The following is a 26,502-nucleotide window of genomic DNA, read 5'->3' as shown; positions in this document are numbered from 1 at the left end:
TTCGACAGCTCTCGCTCCCCCGCCGTCGAGCCAACGGCCGAAGGTCGTGTTCGACACGCTCGAGCAACGCGTTCTGCTGAATGCGGACGTGCTCGCGGTGAGTCTGGCGGCCACCGCCCCACAGCAGCAGGCGCATGACGTCGTCGTGCAGCTCGTCGATCCCGCCGGGACCGCGCAGACCGGCGCGGCGACGCAATCCCCATCGACGGCAGGTTCCGCAGCGGGTCCCAGGGTCGAAATCGTCGACCGCAGCAATTCGACAATTCTCGCGAGCGCCGATCTCGCAGGCCTCGAGCAGGTTTCCATCGTCGGCGGCGCGGGCGCGGACACGCTCACCATAGACGCGGCGTCATTCGCCGGCCGCCAATTGCCGAATTTCGCCTTCGCCGGCGGCGATGGCGCCGATACGCTGATCTGGGACTCCAGCGACGCAGCGACCTGGACGCTTCACGAGGACGGCTCGGGCGCGATCAGCGGCCCCGCCAATGTGAGCTTCGCGGATGTCCAAAATCTCGTCGGCGGCGGCGCGGACACGCTGATCGGCGCCGTGACGGACACCGACTGGCGCGTCGAGGGCGCGGGCGCGGGCTCTGTCGGGGCTTTCGTCTTCAGCGGCTTCGCCAATCTCACCGGCGCCGCCGATAATAACGACACTTTCTCCTTCTCGACGAGCGGCCGTCTCGCCGGCGTGGTGGATGGCGGAGCCGGCGGCTTCGACACTCTGGTCCTCGACGTCGGCGTCGCGCAGAGCCTCGTGTCGACAGCGACGGGCCCGGACAGCGGCGCCATCGCCTATGACGGCGGACTCGTGACCTATCACGGCCTCGAGCCGGTCACGATCAATGGCGTGGTGGCCGATGTCACCTTCGATCTCGGAACGCTCTCGGGCAATTCGAGCGGCGTGCAGGCGCGGCTGACGGATGCGGGAACCACGACCGACGGCGTCATGACTCTCCAAAGCCTCAACGGCAAGTTCGAGAGTCAGACGTTCAGCGCGCCGACGCATTCGCTCACTGTGAGCGGCGGCTCGGGAACGGACAGCGTCGACATCGTCTCGCTCGACAGCACCTTCCATGCGGCGTTGAAGGTGAGCACGCTGCTCTCGGGCTATGATCCGTTCGACGAGGGCGGCCTGCTGCCCGGCGACAATCATCTGACGCATAAGAGCGTCGTCAGCGTCTCCGGCGATATTTCGCTCCATGGCGGCGCGCTCACTCTCGAGGCCGACACCATCTATGTCGGCACGGTCGCCGACCAGACCGGCTCCAGCGGCTCCTGGACCGCCGGCGAGACCTATACGCATGTGGCCGCGACCGGAGGCGCCGGAACGGGCGCCGAGGCGACCATCGTCGTCGATGCGGATGGCGTGGCGACGGCGCGGCTCAGCGCCGCCGGAACGGGCTATAGCGTCGGCGACGCGCTCACCTTCGCGCCGAGCGGCGGCGGCTCGGTGACGATGACGCTGCGCAATGTCGCCAATTCCGCGATCGTCTCGACGGAGCTCGCGGGCGGCAACGCCGGCGAGATCTTGTTCGGCAAGCAGAAGACCAATGCGGATGGCACGACGAGCCTCGCCGGCGGCGCGCGCATCGCGCTCGGCGCCAATGCGCAATTGCTCGCAGGGGCCGATACGGCGAACGGCCACAAGGCCGGCAAAATCTCGCTCGCGACCTCCGATGTCGCCACGCGCCTCGTCAGCTGGCCGGGCGATTTTACGGCCAAGGACGCCGCCATCGACATTCGGGGCGCGATCATACGCGGCGGCGCGATCAAGGTGAACGCGACCGCCAAGGACATCAATCTCAACAGCGACGCGCCGGCCGCCGCCGCCGGCTTCACCGGCACGCTGACGAATCTGCTGGGGCAGATTCCCGGCGTTCTGCTCAGCGCTGCGACGGGCGTCGATCTCTCGGTGATCCTGCGCGGCGCCGACGCCAAGATCAATGTCGACGATGCGACGATCGAGGCCGAAGGAACCGTCGACATAAAGGCGGAAACCAAAGTCGACACGCAAGTGTTCTCGATCGCCTCGGCGCTCGGCAGCGGCGGCCTCGCGAAATATACGGGCCTCGAATTCGCCGGCGGCTACGGCCTCGCGCAGAGCGACGTCGAGGCGAATATCGGCGGCTCGACGGTCATCGACGCCAGCGGCAGCGTCACCATCTCGGCCAAGGGCTCGACCTCCGCCAAGACGGTGTCGCGCGCCTCCTCCAATCTCGACAGCACGGTCAATCCCACCGCCTCCTCCATCGCCATCGCCATCGCGCATACGGATCTCACCGCTCTGGCGACGGTCGGCCTCGATGCGTCGATCACCTCGCGCGGCGGCAATGTCAATGTCATCGCCAATGGCGCGACCAAGACGACGCCGGACGCCAGCACCATCAGCCCCATCGACGGCCGCGCTGGCGTCGGCGTGGCGCTCGCCTTCGAGTTCGGCACGGTGAAGGCGTCGCTCGACGGAACGATCAAGGCCGCTGGCACGGTTGCCGGCGATAGCGCGGACACCAAGACATTCGATCCGATCGGCGGCGTCGATCCCACCACCGACATCATCACCCTGCCCAATCACGGCTTCACCAATGGCCAGGCCGTCGTCTACACGCCCTATCTCGTCAACACATCCGTCGCCGGCTCCACCGTGCTCGCGGTGCAGGGGCAGCAGAGCGATTCGGTCGGCGGGCTCGACAAGGGCAAGACCTATTACGTCATCGTCCTCGATCAGGATCATATTCAGCTCGCCAAGGAGCCGTCGATCGATCTCGATCCGTCGGGCGTCGATCCGACCGCGACGCAGACGCTCAATGTCGTCAAATCCAAATTGTTCGACATAGATGCGATCGATGCGAGCGCGAATACGATCCATATCGCCGCCCATGGATTCGAGACCGGCGATCTGGTCGCCTATGACGCCGGCGGCAATACGGCGATCGCCAATCTCACCGACAAAGCCATCTACACGGTCGACAGAATCGATGACGCGACCTTCCGCCTGAAGGACGGCTCCGGCGCTGTCATTCCGATCGCGCAGGGCGCGGCGCTGGGCGCGCAGACCTTCACGCGCACATCGGACAATAAGAAGGCCGAGGTCGATCTCGCCAGCGTGGACGCCAATGGCCGCATTCACGTCAAAAATCACGGCTTCGCGATCGGGACGTCGATCGATGTGACCTATGATTCGCTCTCCGAGAATGATGTGACGCTCGGCGGCGTGCAGGCGGCGCATCCGTATAAATTGGTCGCCACCGACGCCGACACATTCGAGCTGCGCGACGCGCAGACCAATGCGCGTATCACGCTGACCGATCCCGGCTCGGCGGCCACTCATGCGCTCGCCTATATCGGTTCCGTCGCGAGCTTCGATCCCGCCACGGCGGTCGACGGCGCGCGCGACACGATCACAATCGCCAATCACGGCTTGAAGGACGGCGACGCCGTCATCTATGCCGTCGATCCGACCAAATCGACGACGCTGTCGCGCGCCTTCGAGCTCGATGCGATCGATGCGACGGCGAAGACGATTCATATTGCGGGACACGGCTTCGCGACCGGCGATCAGGTCACTTATGACGCCGGCGGAAACACGCCGATCGCGAATCTCACGAGCGGCGCCGTCTATACGGTGCAGAAGATCAGCAACGATCTGTTCCAGCTCAAAGACTCGAACGGCGTCGTCGTCTCGGTGGCGCAGGGAAGCGCGCTCGGGACGCACAGCTTCTCCAACGCCGCGACGCAGACGACGGGCAGCGTGACGTTGGCGCGCATCGACACGGCGACCAATCGCATCTACCTTCAGAACCATGGATTCACCGCGACGGCGGCCGCTCCGCTGCTCGTCGATTACGCCTCGCTCGAGACGCTCGGCGCCTCCGCCATCGGCGGATTGCAGAGCGATCATCAGTATAAGCTCGTCACCGTCGACGCCAATTCCTTCGAGCTGCGCGACGCGACGACCGAGGCGCTGGTCACGCTGTCCGATCCCGGCGCGGCCTCCATGCATGTCATCGCCGATAATCGCGTCTATCAGGCCTCTCGCGGCAATGTGCATGATCTCACCGCCGGCGACCGCGAAATCCGCGGCCTCGCCGCGGGCGAGCAATATTATGTCGTCAAGGTCGACGACAATCACATTCGTCTGGTCGAAGATCCGAGCGAGGTCTCCGCGGTCAAGGCGATCAATCTCACCAGCGACGGCAAGGGCGCCAATCACACGCTCGCTGCGAGCACGAATACGGATGGCATAGGCGTTCAGGCGATCCTCGATTCGCAGACGCGCAGCAAGGCCAAGCCGGAAGTCGGCAGCAAATTCAATCCGACGAAATATAAAGACATCTTCACCAAGCCCGACATAGCGCTCGCGACCATATTCGGCCAGGCGTCGGCGACGAGCGGCAAGCAGACGGTCACCGATCCGTCCACGGGAAAGGACGTCACCAAGGACATCACCAATGACGGGCTGAGCGCCGGCGGCGCCATCGCGGTCAATGTGGTGATCAATGATATCGAGGCGACGATCGGCAAGAATGCGACCGCCGCCAAGCCGACGACGCTGCAGACCGATCACAATGTCGATGTGCTGGCGACGAGCACGCAGCGCACGCAGCTGATCTCGCAATCCGACGTCTCGAAATCGAAGACGAAATCTGCGACCGCCAAGGCGGTCGATCTCTCCTTCGCGGTCGGCGTCTATCTCAATGACGCCAATGCGACGATCGCCGGAAACACGATCGTCGACGCCGGCGAGACGGTGACGGTCGCATCCTCGCTCTCCTATCCTTTCCTCATCAATCCGCTGGATCTCGTTCTCGGCGTTCCGCAGGACATCGTCACGCGCGGCGTCAGCGGATTGACCGATCTTCTGGACGGCACGTTCGGCGTCAGCTCGAAATTCATGAACACTTGGGTGATGGCGCGCGCCAAGGCCCAGGACACGCAGGCGACCTCCGTCTCCGGCTCGATCGCCGTCAACGCCTATATCGATCACAGCACGGCGGTCATTCAGTCGGGCGCCCGCATCAATCAGGCGCCGCCTTCCGCGACATTCAACCCATCCGCGACGCAATCGGTCACTGTCACGGCCGATGTGATGATGCAATTCGCCGAAATGGCGGGCATCGGCAAATGGTCGCTGAGCGAGAGTCCGTTCGGCAAGGCGAAATATGAGAAAAAGAAAGCCGGCGAGCTGCTGCGCGGCGGCGATGTGGTCGATGTCTTCGGCCGCTCCGGCTCCAAGGCGATCGGCGGCTCCATCCTCGTCGACGACATAGAGAACACCGTCTATGCGCGCATCGAAGGCGACGCCAAGGTCGGCATCGGCGCGAGCGGCGCGCTGACCATTCATGCGACCGAAGATATTTTCCGCCTCGCCATAGCGCAGTCGGGCGGCAAGACCGATGACGGCGGCCAATTCGCTTTCGCCGGCAGCGGGCTCGCTTTGCGCCAGCGCAGCGATGTCGAGGCCGGGCTCGTCGCGACGGCGAGCTTCGGGCCGACAGTCACCGGCGGCGGCGCCGTGGACATAGAAGCGACGACGGGCGGAACCGAGGTGGAGATCGCCGGCGCGATCATTGTCGCCGGCAAGGGCTCGAACGGGCTCGGCATGTCGGCGCTCGTCAATGACGTGGAGCGCAAAGTCTATAGTTTCATCGGCGCCGATCCGAGCAAGGGCGGCGATCCGAATGCGACGCCGGCCGGCGCCGTGTCGATGAATGTCGGCGACACGTCTCTGTCGGCCACGACGACAGGCGTCGTCGTCGGAGTCGTGGGCACGGCGACGGTGCTGACCGGACCACAAGGCGCGCCGCAGAACCTCGGCGCCTCGGCGAATGATCCGCTCGACGGCATTTCGCTTCCCACGCTGTTCGAGGAGGCGCCCAAGCCCAAGAGCGGCTATGGCGTCGCCGGCAGCGCCGGAATCAATTTCATTCGCGACACCGATCTCGCCTACATCAATGCGCGCGGCGCCATGTCGGTCGGAACTTTGTCGCTCACCGCCGATGATACGCAGACGATCGTCGCCATCGTCGGCGGCGTCGCGGTATCGGTCAACGCCGGCACGGGGCTCGGCGGCGGAACGACGATCGGCGGAGCCTTCGCGCTCAATCAGCTCACGGCGGATACGGAAGCCTTCATCGCCGATCGGCTCGCCGTCTCCGGCTCGCCGGACGCCAATGGGCTCGTCATCGCGAGCCATGCGGCGGCGCTCTCGACGCGCGATGAAATCTCGCTGAAGGCGACGCGCGGCGGCACGCTGGCCAGCTTCTCGGCCGCCGTCTCGGCCAATACCAATGAGCAGGGCGACGCTTTCGCCGGCTCGGTCTCGGTCAATCGCATCGTCGACACCACAAAGGCGACGATCGACGGCGCAAAGGTCGGCGCCAATGGCGATGCGGCGCTCACCGCGCGCGACGAGGCGCAGCTCGTCGCCATCGGCGGCGGCGCCAGCTATACGGCGGGCGCCAAGGGCGTCGGCGCTTCGCTCGGCTTCAATCAGCTCAGCGCCAGCACGGTCGCCGGCGTGCTCGGCGAAAAGCGTCGCAGCTCGCTGACGCTCGGCGATGATCTTTCGATTCTCGCTGTCGACGATCAGAAATTATGGGCTTTCGCCGTGTCGCTCGGCATTGCGACCGGCGGCGGCGTCGACAGCAAGGCGGTGGCTTTCACGCTCGGCATAAATGTCATTTCGACCGATCAGAAAATCTTCAGCCGCGACAATTCCTCGCAGATTCTCGCGACGATCCAGAACGCCGATGTGATCGCCTCGGGCGTCTCTCTCGAAGCCAAGGACAATTCGGTCATTTATGCGGTCGCCGGCGCGCTCGGCGTCGGATCGCAGGGCCAGGCCTATGGCGTCGGCCTCGGCTGGAATCAGATCGCATTGCAAGTGCGCGCCACGGTCGATGATTCCTCCATCACCGCGGGAGCGGGCGGCGTCAGCATGACCGCGCATTCGACGCAGGACGGGCCGATCTCCGTCGCCGGCAAGATCGCCGCCGTCGCCGTGGGCGGCTCGAAAGGCAATGGCGCGACAGTCGGCGCGAGCCTTTCGGTCAATGGCGTTTATAATACGATCGAGGCGATCGTCTCCAATGGCTCGACGCTGCGCACGACGACGGGCTCGGGCGGCTCGGTGAATCTGCGCGCGAGCGACGAATCGACGATCAATGCTCTGACCGGCGGCGTCGCCATTTCCAGCTCGGGAAGCGCCGTCGGCGCGGCGATCGGCGCCAATTACATCGCCAATCAGGTGACGGCGAAGGTGGACGGCTCCACGATCGACTCGAATGGCGACGCCATCATCGAGGCCGAGGAGACGGCGGCGATACATTCGCTCACCCTCGGCGGCGGCGGCGGCGACAATGTCTCCTTCGCCGGCTCGCTGTCGATCAATGTCATCGACGACACTGTGACGGCGGCCGTGGTCGGCGCGGCGTCCAATCTTTCGGCGCGCAATAATCTGCGCGTGACCGCCGATGACACGGCCAATATCGTCGCCATCGCCGGCGGACTCGCCGCCGGCGGCGACGCGGGCGTCGGCCTCGCGGCGACCAATGTCACCATTCTCGATACGACCAAGGCCTATGTCGACGGCGCCGCGACGCTGTCGGCCGGCGGCGCCGGCAACGCCTTCACCGATACGCTCGGCCAGTCGCGGCACGGCCTCTCGATAGAAGCGAACGCTGGAGAATCCGTCGTCATCGTCGGCGTCGGCGGAGCCTTCGCCGGAGACGGCGCGGGGGCCGGCGCGCTCACCCTCACTTATATCGATGTGAGCGCGCTCGCTTATGAGGATGCGCCGAGCGCGACGCCGGCGGCGGGCGCGGGACTGCATTCCGATCACGACATCGACATCGTCGCGCACGGACATTTGTCGCTGGTCGGCGTCGCCGGCGCCATCGCTGGCAGCGAGGTCGGCATAGGCGCGGGCGCAGACGCCGGCTATGTGAAGCGCCGCCTCGAGGCCTATATCGGCGCCGGCGCGAGCGCCAAGGGCGGCGATAATGTGATCGTCGACGCGCAAGGCGATGTGACGATCACCTCGGTTTCGGCGGCCGTCGCGGGCGCCAGCGAGGGAGCGGGCGGCCTGACCATCGGCGTCTCCGTGCTCGATCTCACCGCCAAGGCGCATATAGACGCCGGCGCCGTCGTGCGCTCGGACGGCAATGTTCTGGTTTCGGCCGAGGACGACACCACGCTCGACCAAGTTTCCGGCAATGTCGCCGCCGCAGGGACGGGCGCCGGCGGCATCGCCGCAGGCGTCGGCACTGTGAAGAAGACGACCGAGGCCTATATCGCCGCAGGCGCCTCGGTGACGGCGCTGGCCAAATCCGGCAAGAGCGGCATAGTCGCCAATACCGGCGAATTCGGCGCGCCGCCCGCGACGGCCAATGCGCAGCAGCAGGGCGTCTCCAAGGATTTCGCCACTTCGGCCGTCGATTACGCCGCGGATACGATGAATGTCGCGGGGCACGGCTTCAGCACCGGCCAGGAAGTGATCTACACAGGTCAGTCGCTGGCGCTCGGCGGGCTGCAGACCGGCGGGCATTATTTCGTCATTCGCATCGACGACAATCATTTCGCGCTAGCGGCCGATAAGAGCGCCGCGCTGAACGGCCAGAAGATCGATCTCCTCGACACGGGCGTCGCATCGACAGCCCGCCATGTGGTGCAGACGCTGAACAGCACCGGCGTGCCGTCGATCAGCAATAAGGATTTCAACGATCCGTCACTGGCGAATAATCGCGATCGCAAGCCGCTCGTCGCGACGCAATCGGGCGTGATCATCGTCGCGGTCAGCGTCAATGATCTGACCAGCGCCGGCGTCGGCGTCGCCATCGCCGGCGAGGGATCGGGCGCGCTCGCGGGCTCGGTGAGCGTGCATCAGATCGACACGCTCGCCCATATCGACCAGGGCGCGCGCATCAATGCGGATGAGGATACGGGCGCGGGCGCCGGACAAAATGTGCTCGTCGCCGCGGGCCGCACCTATAATGGTCTCGCGATCGGCGGCGGCCTCGCCGGCTCGGGCAGCTTCTCGGTGACGCCGGCCTTCGCGGCGCCGGTGCTGAAAGGCGCGACGGAAGCCTTCATCCAGGGCGCGACGAGCGGCAATAGTTACGACACGATCGTCGACGCCGCGGGCGACGTCGCCGTCGTCTCGCACGCGGTGACGGATATTCTGAGCATCGCCGCGGGCATTGCCGCTTCGGGAGAAGTCGGCCTCGCCGGCTCCGCGGCGGTGATCGTCATCGACACATCGACGATCGCCTCCATCTCCGGCCGTGTGCGCGTGTCGGCGACGGGCGATGTTCTGGTTTCCGCCAAAGATGACACCACGACTTATGCGATCGGCGGCGCCGTCGGCGTCGGCATAGGCTCCGGGGGCGGCGCGGGCGCCGTCGACGTCACCTCGATCAAGAAGACAACGCTGGCGACCATAGGCGATTATGCGATCGTCGACGCCTACGCCAATAGCGCCGCATTCATTTCCGACGCGCCGGACGGGACCTATTCGAATAATGGCGGCTTCGCACAAAAGACCGCGCGCGGCGTCGCCGTCCTCGCGGCGACGTCAGAAAAGATCGTGTCGGTCGGCGCGAGCCTCGGCGCCGGCGCCTATGCCGGCATAGCGGGCGCGGTGACGGTGGAGCTCGTCGACTCCGACACACTGGCGACGATCGGCGACGGCGCGCAGATCAATCAGAACACCGCGGCTACGGCCGCCAATTCGCAGAGCGTCATCGTCGCTGCGACCAACAAGCTCGATCTGCTCACTTTCGCCGGCGGCCTGGGCGCGAGCCTCGGCGCCGGCGTCGGCGCCTCTGTGGATGTCGGCGTGCTGCGCAACGACACGCAGGCGCTGATCGGCGGCGCGAGCGTGCGCGCCAAGGGCGACACGGATGTGTTCGCGCTGTCGCGCTGGACCGTGAACGCCAACGCGATCAGCGCCGGCGCCGGCCTCGTCGGCCTCGGCGGCGGCATCATCGTCTATTCGATCGGCGGCAATTTCACCGACAGCTATTCCACCTCGGACGGCTCCTCCTCGGCCCTCAGCAGCGACAAATCCACCGTGCTGACTTTCGTCGAGAGCACGGTCGGCACATTGTCCGGCCGCATGCAGACGAGCGACGCCTCGTCGCCCGCCTTCGATCCGGCGCAGAAGGTGAACGGCGCCGCCGAGACGATCGATCTCGGCGCCGATCGCGGGCTGAAGACCGGCGACGCCGTCGTCTATGACGCGGGCGGCGGCAATGCGATCAAAGGGCTGAAGGACGGCGAGGTCTATTTCGTCATCGTCGACAGCGCGCATCCGCAGCTGGTGAAGCTCGCCGCCTCTTATGAGGACGCGCAGCAAGGCCATGCGATCGACATAGATGCGGCCGGCGCCAGTGGCTCGCAGCATCGTCTCGCCGCCGGCAATGCGCAGATCGCCAATATGGCGCGGAGCGCTTCGACGGCGAACACGCCGGCGGGCAGGGTGAATTCGGCGACCAAGGCGACGAGCGGCGTCACCAGCGGCACGACCGCCGGCATATTGCAATATGCGGACATCGCAACCGGCAATCTCGATGTGATCTCGCGCGAGGCGCTCGATCTCACGGCGCGCGCCGGCGGCGTGGCGGGCGGCGCGGCGGCGCTCGGCGTCGGTCTCGCCATTGTGAGCATAGACGCGGACTCGACCGCCTTCGTCGCGCCGCAGACGACGATCACTGGGCTGAATCCCAGCGCCGGCGAGCTCACCGTCTCCGCCAATCTCGACTCCAATGCGCATGTGCTCGGTTTCGCCGGAGCCATCAGCGGCTTCGTGTCGCTCGGCGGCGCGGTGTCGCTCATCGACGACACGAGCTCCGCGCGCGCCTTGCTCGGCGCGACGCCCGGCGCGTCGCATGACGATTCCTCGACCATCGAGGCCTCCGCGCTCTCGGATGCGACGATCGTCACGGGCTTCCACGAAGTCAGCGTCAAATCCGTCGCCAATGTCAATCATTATCTCGCCGACGGCGCCTGGTCGGTGTCCGGCGTCGCCGGTCTCGGCGCGGCGGTGAGCAAGCTCACCATCACGGGAACATCGCAGGCGATCGTCGGCAAGTTCACGCAGATCGGCTCCGCTGCGGCGCAGATCGCCGGCGATGTGAAGATCGACGCGCAGCGCACGGTCACCGTCAATCCCTTCGACGCCAATCAGCCCATGGGCATCGCCATAGGCGGCGGCGCTATTGTCGGCGCGGCCGCGGGCGTGACGCTCATCACCGTCGATGGCGCCGTCGCCGCGCGCATCGGCGATGATGCGGCGGTCTACGCCGGCGGCGAGGTCGATGTTCACGGAACCAGCACGACGACCGCGAACAATCTCGAGATCGACGGCGGCGCCATAGGCGGCATTGCGGTCGGCGCGGTGATCGCGCAGGCGAAATTCGCGCCCGTCATGGCGGTCGGCGTCGGCAAGCGCGCCTTCATCCGCAGCCGTACGACGGATGTCAAAGCCTCGCAGACGACGTCCGTCAAGCTGCTCGGCTATGCCGCCGGCGGCGGACTGGCGAGCGGGCAGGGGCTCGACATAGAGCTCGAGATCGATCCGACGACGACGACGACCATCGACGACGGCGCCGATATCGCCGCCACGCAATCGGCCTCGGTGCAGTCGGTGACGACGACGACCTCCTTCGCGACCGGCGACGCCGGCAATTATGGCGGCGTCACCGTCATCGAGGGCGGAAGCACGAGCACGCTGAAGAACGCCAACAGCCTGAGCGTCGGAACCGGCGCGCATATAGCGGCGGGAACGGGTCTTACGGTGCTCGCCGACACCACCAATAATGCGAAGGCCGATGGCGACGGCGGCGCGGGCGCGGTGGTCTCCATCATCGGCGCGACCTCGACGGTGAACGCTTCCGATGCGACGACGACAACGATCGGCGGCGGCGCGCAGCTCTCCGCGGGCGGCGATCTCTCGGTCGAATCGCGCACGTCCAGCACCGCCAAATCCGCGCCGCATGCGTCCGCCGGCGGTCTCGGCGCCGATACGCGCGTCACTGGAAATCTCACCTATGGCGGCGCGACCAAGACAGATGTCGGCGCCTCGACGCTGACGGCGGGCGGAAAGCTCGACGTTCTCGCGCGCGTCACCACGCTCGATCTGAAGATCGACGCTGTCGCCAAATCGAGCGCGCTCGGCGCCAATTCCGAAGCGCATGCGACATTGAGCCGTCCAGAGTCCGCTCCGGGCTCCTCCAGCCCAACTTCCGATGCGCTGGTCGATCTGCATAGCGGCGCCACGCTGAATGGCGGCGGCTCCGTCAATGTGAAGGCGCGCCAGGAATCCGTCACCAGCCTCGCGAGCGCCGACGCCACGACCAATGGTCTCGGCGCCTCGACCAACAGCTATGCGAAGAATGATTTCGATGTGACGACGCGCGTCGTGGCCGAGAGCGGCAGCGCCGTCCATACGCGCGCGCTGACGGTCGAAGCCTATGGCTCGCCCAATGTGTCCGGCTTCGTCGACGCGAGCTCCCATGGCGCGGCCATCGACACGGGCGCCGAGCATCCGTCGCAGACAATCGTCTATCAGCGCGCCATCGATTTCAACGCCGATGTGTTCTTGTCCGGGCCGCCTGCGCCCGAGCTCGTCATCGACGCGGCGGGAAATATCGTCAAGCAGCAGGGCATAGGGACGGTCACATTTCAGAACGGCGTCTTCATCGTGCCGGATATCGTCAACACTTCGACCGCCGCCGGCACGGCGACATTCTCCATTCCGAGCTGGGGGCAAGATCCGACGCCCGCGGGCTATGGCACGACGCCGGGCGAGGATTCGATCAAGGGCTCGCCCAAGATCACCTTCCTCACCGCTTTCGATCATGTCCTCATTCAGAATGCGTCGAATTTCGATGTGCGGATCGGGCTCATCAATCCGCTGGCCGCGACGCCCAATTTCGCGCAGAACGTCGTCGTCGACGTGACCTATAAGAAGGATTTCCTGCCGGTCACGAGCGCCGATCCGGGCCACACCGCCGTCACCATCGCCAACACCTCGACCGCCGCGCGCACCAAGGTGACACTGAGCGACGCCATTCTCGACGCGCTCGGTCCGGTGTCGATCACGACCGCGAATGGCGATATCGTCGCGAATGCGAATGGCCGCATAGAGGCGACCACTCTGTCGCTCTCGGCGCCGAAGGGCGCGGTCGGCGCTTCGGCTTCGCCGATCCGCACCGCTTCGACGCGCCTCGACGCGCTGGCGCGCGATGGAATCTTCATCAGCGAGACGGGCGATCTCGAGGTCGGCTCGGCGAGGTCGACGGGCGGGACTGTGAGCCTTTCGGCGACCGGCTCCATTCTCGACGCCGACGCCGGCGTCGCGGTCAATGTGAGCGCGCCCAATCTCATCCTCAACGCCGGCGGCGGATCGATCGGCGCAAAGGCCGATGCGCTGCGCATCGACGCGGCTCACGCAGCCGGCTCCTTCATCGCCTCGGCCAAGGGCGATGTGGTCGCGACGGATGTCGCGGGCGGCGTCGGAATCGGGACCGTCGCCTCGACGACGGGCGACATCGTCATCGCGACGCGCGACAGCAATGCGGTCGGCGAGGACATCCTCTTCGGCGCGACCTCCTTCATGAGCGCGACATTGGGCGCGGCGTCGCTCGCCGCCGGCGACAATATCGTCATGGCCGTCGGAGCGACGCTGAACGCCGCCAAGACCGCGACATTGACCGGCGACGTCGGCGATGCGGATTCGGGCGTGGGCGCGCTGATCGATCTAGAGGGCGCGATCACCGCTGCGGCCGTGTCGGTCGTCGGCGGCGCGGATCGCGACACCATCGTCATTCGCGGCGTGTCCGCCAATGCGCCCACGACAGTGACGACCGGCGGCGCCGAGGATGTCATCCTCATCGGCAGCCGCGCGAGCGCGACGACCAATGCGAGCGGCGAGCTGACGGCAACGAGCAACGTCGGCGGCAATCTCACGACCATCGCCGGAACGCTGACCGTGACGGGCGCGAATGACAAGCTGGCGTCGCTGGATCTCGACAATTCCGGCTTCGCGCAGGGCGTGACCGGAACCGTCTCCGACAGCGAGGTCGCCGGCTTCGGAATGACCGGCAAGGTCGTCTACAGCGATCTTCGCTCGCTCGCGCTGCATCTCGGCGCCGGCGCCGACACGGCGACGGTGCGCTCGACGGCGGCGGCGACCATCACCTCGCTGTTCCTCGGCGATGGCGCCGACTCCGTCATCGTCTCGGGCGCCGATGCGACGGTGAACAGCCTCGCGGGAACGCTCATTCTCGACGGCGGCGCCGGCGCCAATACGCTGCTCGTCGACGATAGCGGCGACACGGTGGCCAACGCGGGCGTCATCGGCGGCGCCAATGGCAATCAGATCTTCGGCTTCGGCATGGGCGGAACCGATCAGTCGGTGGTCGATCCGAACATTGGCGTCACCTATGGCAATTTCGCCAAAGTGACGGTGAAGGCCGGCTCCGGCGCCGACGCCATCGCGATCGCGGCCAGCTCGACGGATACGATCGTCGATGCGGGCGCCGGCGCCGACGCCATCACGCTGGGACCGAACCTCGCCAATATTCGTGGCCATGTTCTCGCGCGCGGCGGCGGCGATGCGGGCGACGCTTTCTCGGTGAGCCCGACGGTCGACTCCAATCTGACGCTCGACGCCGCCTCGGCGACGCGCGGCCGCATCACCGCGGTCGGCATGGCGCAATCGGTCGAGTTCGAAGGCGTCGCGGCGACCACTATCGCGCTCAGCGGCGCGACGACGAACACTGTCACGATCAATGGTTCGGCGACGCCGATCATCGTCGACTCCAATGGCGCGGTGGACCGAATTTTCATTCACGGCGCGGGCAAGGCCACGACGATCAATCTCGGCGCGGGCGACGATGAGGCGATCGTCTATGGAACGAGCGCGCCGCTGCTGGTCACCGGCGCCGGCGACGCCGACAAGCTCACTGTCGATCTCTCCGGAACGCCGGCGGCCACGACAACAGGCGTGATCCATGACGGCGCCGCCGTCGGCGAGGGAATCGTCTCCGGTCTCACCGCCGGCGATGTCGCGTTTCGCTCTCTGGCCGAGGTCGATGTGAAGCTCGGCGACGGCAATGACACATTCACGCTCGACGCCCATGCGGCGACTCTTCCGGCGACCATCGTCGGCGTGTTCGGCGGCGGCGGCGATGATCTGATCGAGGCGCGCAGCGTCGGCGCGGCGCGCACCATCGTCGATGGCCAGTCGGGCAAGGATACGCTGCAGGTCGAGATCGCGGCGCAACCGATCGCCAATCAATTCACCTCCATCGACAAGACGGTGGAGCAGCTCATCGTCGATAATTCGGCCAATTCGACGGTCGCGATCGCCTGGACTCTGCTCGACACCGACCTTCAGGCCATGGCGCTTCCTTCCGGGTCGCCAGTCTCGGTGATCTCGACGGCCGGCGCGGATTTGACGCGCATTCTCGGCGGCAAGATGGGAACGGACACGCTCGATGTCGTGTCCACCAGCACCGCCAATGTGAATGTGACGATCGACAATAATCGCATCACGCTGCAATCGGGCCTCGTCGTCGTGACCCAGCCCGATCCCGCCAATGATTTCGACACCTATCGCAATTACGACAAGGTGCTGAATTTCGACGGGCTGAACCAGGGCGACATCGCCTATGCGTCGAATGGCTTCCGACTGTCGACCTCCAACGCGCTCGGCCTCATTCGGTCCGACGCCATCAGCCCGGCGGCGCAGGCGCGCGCAAATGGCGATGTGCTGACGCTGCAGGCGGCGCGCGCCGATGGAACGCCGAATGGCGACGGCTTCACGCTCTATTCGCTGGAGCTCGCCAATACGGCGGCGAGCGGAACGGCGGCCGTCGTATTGACGGGCCATACGCTCGGCGGACAGACGGTGAGCGCCGAGCTGAGCCTCGTCGCCGGCGCCGGCTTCCAGCGCTTCGACACTTCGCTCGCGAGCTTCTATGGGCTCGACAGAGTGACGCTGACCGCGAAGAATGCGTCGACGCCATTCGGCTCGATCCTCGTCGACAATATCGTCGCGGTGGACGATCTGCCCAATGCGGCCGCGACCGTCGCGCCAGCGACCGTGTCGACCTATACGATCTCGAATGATTTCTCGATCGACACGACGGTTTATTACGAGGGCCAGTGGGTCTGGATCAACTCGGGTAAGATTCAGGTCAACTACAATAATGGCGGAGCAGCGGTCGACGACACGCTCGATTTCACCAATGGCGGCTGGTGGTATCTGGGCTATAGCCAGTCCGGCTTCTCGATCACCGCCGACGCGAGCGCCACGAGCGCGAACAATGGCATGGTCTCGGTGAATTTCGCCGGCGATCTCAACCTGCCCGCCGGGCTGAAAGTATCCGCGGCGGGCGCCAATGCGCTGTCGTTCGATGTCGCGAACAATGTGCAGCTCGCCGACAATGTGACCTTCGATCTCTCCGCTCATGATCAGACCGCGGGCGCCGGCGGCGGCGCGGCGGGTGGCGCCGGCGCGGCGGGAGCGCGCGCGGTCGGCGGCTATGGCGGCGGCGGCGGCTCCAACGGCAGCCTTCCGTCCGATTTCACCTTCCAGGGCACGAATTCCGCGGGACAGGGCGTCGGCGGTCCCTATGGCACGGGCGACAACCACGGCGGCAGCGGCGGCTATGGCTCCCCGAGCTATTACGGCGGCGGTGGCGGCGGTGGCGGCGGCGGCGGAGCCTATCAGGATTTCGGCCGCGGCGGCGGCATAGGCGGCGACGGCGGCTGGGGCTATTACGGCAATTGGGGCGCTCCCGGCGACGCGGGCGGGCTCGGCGTCGGCAATCAATATAATGGTTCGGCCGGAGGTGGCGGCGCCGAGGGCTATGCCGGCTACGGCGGCTATGGCGGCGGCGGCGCCTATGGCGCCTATGACATCGTCAATGGCCAACGCCTGCGCGACGGCGACGGTTATGACGGCGGCGGCGGCGGCACCGGTGGAACCGGCGGAACCGGCGGCGACGGTCTCGCGGGAGCGAATTCCGCGACTGGCGTCGCCATTTCCGGCGGCATGGGCGGCGGTGGCGGCGGCGGCGGCGGCGGCGGCGGTTCGGGCGGCGGCGGTGGCGGCGGCGGCGGCGGCAATGGCCGCCATTGGACGAGCGGCTTCCTCGGCCTCACCGATAATTACATCGGCGGCGGCGGCGGCGATGGCGGCGGCGGCGGCGGAGTCGGCGGCTACGGCGCCGCGGGCGGCATGGGCGGCGCGGGCGGCGGCGCCTTCCAGCTGGTCGCGCAAGGTCAGATCCGCGTCGGCAATAGCGACGCCTTCGCCGCGATCGGCGGCGCGGGCGCGACCGGCGGCGCCGGCCAGAGCCCCGATCCGAATTACGGACCGACGTCGAGCGGCGGAGGGGGCGGCGACGATTCCGACGCCCATCACGGCGGCAATGGCGGCTCCGGCGGCGCGGGCGGCCCGGGCGGCGACGGCGGCGACGGCGCCGGCGGCTCCGGCGGCACGATCAAGCTCTACGCCAGCGATCTCACCTCGGGCGGCGCGACGCTGAAGACCTCCGTCACGACCTCGGGCGGCGCCGGCGGCGGAAGCGCCGACAAGGGCGGCGAGGGGCGCTTCATTGTCGCGAGCAACACCTCTCTCACTTTCCAGAGCGGCTCTGTCGTTTCTGGCAATGGCGGCCAGACGGCCTTTGCGGCAACCGATCCCAAGGTCGAGCATTTCACCGGCCCGCGTCAGTCGAACTCCTATATCGCGGGCGCGCCGCAGACCCCGACCATCGTCGGCCTCGCGGGCGGCGCGGACATATACGGCGTCGTCTCCGGGCTCGACGCCGCCTCGATCGACTTCAACACCACGACGCCGCAGCTCGATCACGCGCCTGCGGACGCGCTGCTCGCGGTCATGCTGCTCGACAAGGGCGTCGGCGCGCTGAACCAGGATTATACGGGCTATGATCTGCTGATCGTCGCCAATGTCTCGACGATCAATGTCGCCAATCCGATGCTCAGCGTCGACGGCGCCACGGCGCAAGCGCTGAAGACCAATGGCGTCGGCGCCGATCAGGCGCTGACGAGCCTCGCTCCGGGGCAGGTGTGGGCGACGCTGGTTCCAGAAGGCAGCGCACATAATCACACATTCACGGCGTCGATCGGCGTGAACGCCTCCGGCGCGACGACGCTCACCGGCAATACGCTGTCGCTCGGCGGCAATGTCCAATATCTCTCCATCGCGCGCCCCTCCGCGCCAACGGTCGCGCAGCTCACCGGCTTCGACGCCATAGCGGCCGATCCAGGCGCCAATCATGTCTTCGGCGTTTCCACCGCGACGAACTCTCTCGTCGTCGTCAATGCGGACGATGGATCGCAGCGCCAATTGTTCAAGGAGGCGCAGAACGGCGTCTCCGGCCTCTCGAGCGTCTCCAATGTGCTCGTCACCGGGGTCGACGGTTTCGTCGTCACCGAGAGCGCGACGACCGGCAGGCTCGCGACATTCAAGCTCGCCTCGGCGACCGGCGATCTTTCCTTCGCGCAATCGCAATCGGATGGCGGCTCCTATTACGATTCGATGCGCTATGACGCCGCCACTCATGTGCTGACGACGACGGGCTCGGCCGGCCTGCGCAGCTATTCGCTGAACACGACGACCGGCGCGCTCACTTTGATCTCGACACAGTCCGGCGCGAGCGGCGCCGCGACGGAAACGGTCGCGCAGAACGGCTTCGTCTATTCGGTGAACGCTTCGACCGGCAGCCTCACTGCAGCGAATGTGACGACCGGCGCTTCGCAGACTCTCGCAGGCGCGACCAATGGACTCGTCGGCGCTTCCGATGTGGCCGTGAGCCCGGATGGGGGCTTCGTCTATGTGACGAGCCAGAGCGGCGCCACGCTCTCCGTCTTCCAGGTCACGAGCTCCACGACGCAGCCGCTCGTCTTCGTCGAGACTCTGCGCAATGGCGCCAATGGCGTGCGCGGGCTCGACGCGCCGACCGATGTCGCCGTCACCGCCGATGGCCAATATGTGCTGGTGACGGCGCGCGGAGCCAATGACATCTCCGTGTTCCAGCGCGACCAGCAGACGGGCGCGCTCGGCTTCGTCCAAGTCGTGCGCGACGCGGTCGGCGGCGTGCGCGGCCTGCTGACCCCCACCTCTCTGATCCTGGGACCGCAGAACGGCTCCACGCTCACCGCCTATGTCGGCAGCTTCGGCTCCACGACGCAGCAGGGCGGCCTCGCGACATTCAATGTCGATCTCTCGCCCAAGGCGCCGCCGATCGCCTTCACGACGGAGCACACGGATATAGAATCGATCGGCGTCACGACGGGCGTCGGCGACGACACTGTGTCGCTCGTCTCCGCGCCGCCGGCGATCGTCGGCGCGACCAAGGTGAGCACGGGCGAAGGCTCCGACCATGTCGTCGTCGCCGATTATCGCGGCGCGACCAGCGTCGATCTCGGCGCCGGCGCGGATAGCCTCGATCTGCGCGTCGTCAACGCCAAGACGGCGGCCGACACGCTAGCCATTCATGGCGGCGCGGGCGCCGATTCGATCGATGTGCAGAACACCGGCGCAGGCGCGACGACGACGATCGACGGCGACGCCGGCTCCGATGTGATCACAATCGAGAAGGCGGGCGCCGCGGCGCATACGATTGTCTCCGGCGACGCCGACCCGGACATTGTGCGCATCTCGCTTCCCAATCTCCCCTCCGATGCGGTGACGACGCTGCATGGCGACGCGCCCAGCGCGCTGCCCGGCGACACGCTGATCGTCGATCCTCAGGATCCGAACGCCTCTATCCTCGTCGGCGGCGTCGCCGGCCTGCCGATCCCGCAGACCAATGGCTCGATCAGCCTCGCCGGCAAGGGCGCGGTCGCCTATGACACATTCGAGAGGCTGACGGTTCTGTCGTCGCCGATCGTGTCCTTCTCCGCGCCGAGCTACGCGACCTCGGAAGGCTCCAGCGTAACGCTCACCGCCAATGTGCAGGCGCTAGGCTCGACCAATTCGCTGTCCGGTCCGGTCGTCTTCGACATAGACGGCGACGGCCAGTTCGGCGAAGTGATCGGAACCGCTCTCGGCGGCGGCGTCTATCGCGTGACGCTTCCCTGGGATCGCCTCGTCGATCTCGGCCTCGCCGACAATGGCCTCTATACGATCGCGGTGCGCGCGACCAATTCCGACGGTCTCTCGACCACGGCCGTGTCGAAAATCCAGATCGCCGACACGCCGCCGGCGGTCGTCGTTTCCGGAGCGCATTCGGCGACGGTCGGAACGCCCTTCATCATCGGCTTCACGGCGACCGATGCTTCGCCGATCGACCGCGTTCTCGAATGGCGCGTCGATTGGGGAGACGGCGCGGCTGTCGAGACTTTCGGCGCCGACGCCACGCAGGCGAGCCATGTCTATGCCGCGCCCGGCAATGTCGCGATCCGCGCCACGGCGGTGGACAAGGACACGACTCCGACCGGAGCGACCTCCGCCGCCTATGCGGTGACAGTGGGTCTCTCGGCGAATAATATCGATACGGGCGGCCCCTATCGCATCGCGGAGGGCCAGTCGCTCACGCTGACCGCGCAAGCGACCGGCGCGCCGCTCTCCTATGGTTGGGACATCAACAATGATGGGACGATCGACAAGAGCGGCGCGACGGCGAGCTTCTCCTGGAGCGAGCTGACGGCGCTCGGCGTCAATGACAGCGGCGTCTATTCCACGCCGCATGTGATCGTCGGCTATGCGACGATCGGCTCGGCGACTCCGACGACGATCTCCAAGGCGGTCGGCGTGACGGTGGACAATGCGCCGCCGAGCTTCGCCACCTTCGTCAATAGCGGCCCGGTGAGCGAAGGCGCGGCCTCCACGACGGTGACATTCTCCGGCGTGACCGATCCGTCGATTGTCGACGCCGCGTCGCTGTCTTATCGCTACGACTTCGACAATAATGGAACCTTCGATCTCGTGCAGGGCGCCGGCTCCGCCACCGTTCCCGGCCAATATTTGCGGCAGAGCGGCGCGCTGCTGGTTCACGGCCAGATCGTCGACAAGGATGGCGGCGTCGCCGACGCCTATACGACGATCACGATCAATGAGGTCCCGCCGACGCTGACCGTCGCGGGCGCCGCGACGACGAATGAGGGCGCGGTCTACAGCCTGTCGCTGGCCGCGACCGATCCGGGCGCCGATAAGATCAAATGGTGGGATGTGAATTGGGGCGACGGCGCGCAGGATCACATTCTGATCGACGCGGCCGCCGCCAATGGCAATGTCGTCGCGACGCATTCCTATGCGGATAATGGCGCCTATACGATAAAGACCGGAGCGACCGACAATGACGGCGCCTATGTCGCCGCCGACAGAAACGTCACCGTTCTCAATGTGGCGCCGACGCTGCAAAATGTCGCCGTCGCGCCAGCCGCGGGGCCGGGGTCGGCCGAGATCGCCGAGAACGCGTTCGCGCGCCTCAGCGGCCGCATCGTCGATCCGGGAACGCTCGACAGCTTCCGGCTGAACGTCGCCTGGGGCGACGGGCAGAGCGAGATCGTCGATCTCGCCGCCGGCGCGCTCAATTTCGACGTCGCCCATCGCTATGTTCAGGACGGCGTCTACACGATCACGACCAATATCGTCGACAAGGACCAAGGCGCCAGCGCGCCGACGGTCGTGAGCCTGAAGGTCGATAATGTCGCGCCTGTCGCCGGCGCATTGAGCGTCGTTCCGAGCACGTCGCAAGAGGGTTCCTCCGTCACCGTCTCCGGCGTCTACACGGATGCGGGGCCGCTCGATCTCCATACGATCGCGATCGATTGGGGCGACGGCTTGAGCTCCGCGAGCGCGGGCGCGACGATCATCGTCGATGCGGTCAATCGCGCCTTTACCGCGACCCATGTCTATCTCGACAATCCGGCCGCGGGCGCCGCCTACACGATCTCCGCGATCGTGACCGACGACGCCGGGGCCAAGAGCAATGTCTCGACCGCCGCTGTCGTCGTGACGAATGCCGCGCCGATCATCGCCGATCTCACGCTGAACGGCGTCGCCGCGCAAAAGCAGACGATCGGCGGCGCGCTCGCTTCCAGCCTCACCATAGACGAGAATGGGACCGTGACCTTGCTGGGTCGCTTCGCCGACGCCGGCGCCCTCGACACGCATTCGGGCGCTGTGGTCTGGGGCGATGGCGGCGCCTCTGCGCTGACGATCGACGAGGCGAGCCATACATTCACGGCGACGCATCGCTATCTCGACGACAATCCGACGGGAACCGCGGCCGATGATTATCGCATCGATCTGACGCTCTCCGACAAGGATGGCGGCTCGGCGACGATCAGCGCCGCGGTCACTGTGGCGAATGTCGCTCCGGTCTTCACCACCTTCACCAATAATGCGGCGGAGGTCGGCAATGTGCTGCCGGGCGAGCCGGTGGTGCTCACGGGCGTCTTTGCCGATCCGGGCACGCAGGACTCCTATACGCTCATCGTCGATTGGGGCGACGGGACGGCCGCCGAGACTCTCGCCTATGCCGCCGGAACGCGCGACTTCCAGCTGACGCATAATTATCGCGATCCGGGCTTCTGGACGATCTCGGCGCGTCTTTCCGATGATGATCTCGGCGTCGCGACCGCGACCACCGAGGCGCGGCTCACCGGCGTCGCTCTGCTCGACGGCGTGCTGCGCATCGCCGGCACGCCACAGGACGACACGGTGATCGTGCGCAAGCCGCTCGAGCCGGTCGCCTATTGGAATTTCAATGAGACGAGCGGAACCGCCGTCGCCGACAGCGCCGGCACGCCGCAAAATGGAACGCTCTATACGGATCGCGCGCCCGATCGCGCCGATCCGGGGCCGTCGGCCGCTTTCGCGCCCTTCGGCGCGGCCAATTCGATCGAGTTCCACGACGACAAGAAAGAATATGTCGCCGTCGCCGACGATCCGGTCTTCAATCTCGCGAGCGGCGCGGTGCAGCTCTGGTTCGACCCCAATGACACGGGCCATGGCTGGGGCGACACGCAAGTCTTGTTCTCGAAGAGCAAGAGCGGCCTCGGCGCTGGCCAGCTGACGATCGGCGTCGATCATGGGACGCTGTTCGCCGAGCTCGAGGGCGCAGATGCGGCCGGGCGGCTCGACGTCTTCCGCGTCGAGGGCTGCGACGACGTCACTTGCGGCGATTGGCACAATGTCGCCTTTACTTTCGGCGAAGCCGGCATGAAGCTCTATCTCGATGGCGCGCTCGTCGGCGAGAACGCCTATACGGGCGGATTGCAGGGCAATCACGAGGCGATCGTCATCGGCGCATCCACCGCCGACAATCGCAGCACGTCCGGCAATCTCTCCAAGCTGACCATCAGCGATCCCTTCTCCGGTCACATAGACGAGGTCTCCGTCTATGGCCGCCAGCTGACCGATCAGCAGGTTCAGGATGTGATGCAGAAGGGCGCGCGCGGCGCCAATGATCCCAATGGCGCGACCATCGAGGTCTATGCGAGCTTCCTGCCGATCATCGGGCAGAATGTGATCAAGACCTTCGCTGCGGCCGATGTGAAATCCATCCTCATCGCCACCGGCGGCGGAAACGACACGGTGACTGTCGATGCGAGCGTCGATGCGCCGCTGACGGTGAAGGCCGGCGACGGAAACGACACGGTTCGGGCAGGCTCGGGCGCGTCGGTGCTGCTCGGCGGCCTCGGCGACGACACGCTGATCGGCGGCGTCGCCAGCGACGTCATTCTGGGCGGCGACGGCGCTGATTATCTCGTCGGCGGCGGCGGCAATGATCTCATAGACGGCGGCGACGGAATCGACACTGTCTCCATGCCGATCGTGCAGCCGACCGCTTATTGGTCCTTCGACAAGGTTACGAATGGCGTCGTCGCCGACTCGGTCGGAACGCCGCAGAACGGGACCTTCTACGGCGCGTCCCTGCACGGATCGGACGACGGCGCCGCGACAGCCGACAATGTCTCCTATGACGCCGGGGCCAATGCGAGCTTCGCGGGCGATGCGCGCCAATATGTGGCGGTCGCCGACGATGCGGCGTTGCATTCGGCGGATGGGACGATCGCTTTCCTGTTCGAGGCCGGCGACGCGCGGGGCGATCAGGTGCTGTTCGCCAAGAACGGCTATGGCAATAATGAGGGCGATCTCACCATCGGCATCGCCGACGGCAAGGTCTATGCGCGGCTCGAGACGGGGACGACCTCCTATACCGTCGCCAGCTGCGACGATATCGGCTGCGGCTGGCGTCAGCTCGCCTTCAGCTTCGGCGCCGACGGCATGAAGCTCTACATCGACGGCGCGCTCGTCGACGCCAATTCCTACAGCGGCGGCCTCGCCAATAATCGCCAGGCGATCGTGATCGGCGCCTCGGACGAAGCGAACCGGAACCAGTCCGGCGATCTCTCCAAGCTGAGCATCACCAAGGCGTTCCGCGGCTCCATCGACGAGGTCGCGGTGTTCGGCCAGGCGCTGAACGGCGATCAGATCCGCCGTCTCGTGGTGTCCGGCCCGCGGCTGGCGAGCGCCGGCCCCGGCCTCAGCGGCGCGCTTTCGGACTATCAGCTGTCCTTCGTCGGCGGCGCGCTCCAAGTAGCCGATACGCGTCCCGCGCTGCCGCAAGGCGTCGCCTATTGGTCGCTCGATGAAGCGCGCGGCTCTTCCACGCTGGCGGATCGCGCCGGCGCGCCGCAGAACGCCACTTTCGTGACGAAGCTCGCTTCGGACCTCGGCAACGCCGGGCCTTCCGCGACCGCGGCGCCCTTCGGCGCGGGGACATCGGCGGCGTTCCACAAGGATCCGCGCGGCTATATCGCCGTCGCCAATTCCGATGATTTCGCGCTCGACGACGGAGCGATCCAGCTCTGGTTCGACGCGAGCGGCGCGTCGGGAACGCAGACCTTGTTCTCCAAGGACGGCGCCCATGCGCAGGACGGACTCACCATCAGCCTCGTCGGCCAGCATCTCGAGGTGAGACTCGACGGCGCCGATGGCGCGCATGTCATCGACACGCTCAACATCGTCTCAGCGGGCGCATGGAGCCATCTCGCCTTCACCTTCGGCCAAGGCGGGATGAAGCTCTATGTCAATGGCGTACTCGTCGGCGAAGACTCCTATACGGGCGGGATCGCCGGCAATCGCGAGGCGATCGTGATCGGCGGCTCGAATGCGAATAATTCCGACGCCTCGGGCGATCTGACCAAGCTTCGCGTCACCAACGCCTTCGGCGGGCTCATCGACGAGGTGGCGATCTTCGGCGGCTCTGTCGATCAAGCCTTTGTGCGCCGGCTGATGAAGGAAGGCGCGCGGCAGCTGACCGCCGAAGGCGCGGCCGGCCCGACCATAGACGGAACCGATCAGCTGGAAGGCGTCGAGCGGCTGGTCTTCGCCGATGGAACATCCGCCTATGTGCTCGGCGGCGCCGCCCCCTCCACATTGAGCGCCGCCGATGTGCGGTCTCTCGCCGGCAATGGCCAGCTGGTCGTGCTCGGCGACGGCGGCCAGACGCTGCATCTTTCCGGCGCCTGGGGCGATATCGGCCAGCGCACGATCGGCAATGTTCTCTACGACGTCTACCACAACAGCAGCGCGCAGCTTCTCGTGCAGTCCGGCGTGCAGGTGACGGTCGATCAGCAATTGCTGACGCCGATCGCTTATTGGACCTTCGACGACGCGGGCTCGACTGTCGCGGACAGCGCCGGCGCGGCGCAGAACGGGGTGTTCTACGCGAATGGCCAACCGGATCGCGACGACGCCGGTCCGTCGACGGCGATCGCGCCCTTCGGCGCGGGCGCCTCGGCAGACTTCCACGACTCGAGCCGGGAATATGTGGCGGTCGCCAATGATCAGGCCTTCGCCGTCGCCAATGGCGCGATCACGCTCTGGTTCGATGCGCGCTCGACCTTCGGACAGCAGACGCTGTTCGCCAAGGACGGCGCCGGGCTCAATAACGGCCTGACGATCGGCCTCGACGGCAATCATTTCGTCGTGCAGATGGAAGGGCCGAGTGGCGTCTATACGATCCGCTCGTCGACGACCGTCGCGGCGGGCTCCTGGCACAATCTCGCTTTCACCTTCGGCGCCGGCGGCATGAAGCTCTATCTCGATGGCGCGCTCGTCGGAACCAACGCCTTTGCCGGCGGACTCGCCGCGAACCAATCGGCCATTGTGATCGGCGGCTCCGACGAAACCACGATCGGCGCGACGACCGATCTCTCGAAGCTCAAGATCACCAAATCCTTCGACGGCCATATCGACGAGGTCGCCTTCTTCGGCCAGGCGCTCACCGCCAATCAGATCCAGCAGGCCGCCGTCGCTGGGGCCTTCGGAGTGGCGAGCACGGATGTCCCGGTCAACGTGGTTCCTCCGCCGCCGCCCGCTCCGCATTGCTCCGGTCTCGACGATTGGCTGTGGGTCGAGGCCGAGCACAAGCGCAACCACGCCGATCACGGCGGCCATTGGCGGCAGGGAGACGGCTGGCGCTTCGATTGGTAGCCCTCGGCAGCGGC

Annotated in this window: 1 protein-coding gene; it reads left to right on the top strand. The window is 66.4% G+C overall.

Going from position 1 to position 26,502, the window contains the following annotated elements; genetic code table 11:
* Window positions 1–46: 46 nt before the first annotated feature.
* A complete protein-coding gene (locus AC6IY7_RS20315; RefSeq protein WP_497783049.1) occupies window positions 47–26,488 on the top strand; it encodes a LamG-like jellyroll fold domain-containing protein in 26,442 nt (8,813 codons plus the stop codon).
* Window positions 26,489–26,502 lie beyond the last annotated feature (14 nt).

The organism is Methylosinus sp. is20ea (assembly GCF_059718135.1).
Note: the sequence above shows the minus strand (reverse complement) of the source record. Positions and strands in the feature narration are given on the sequence as shown.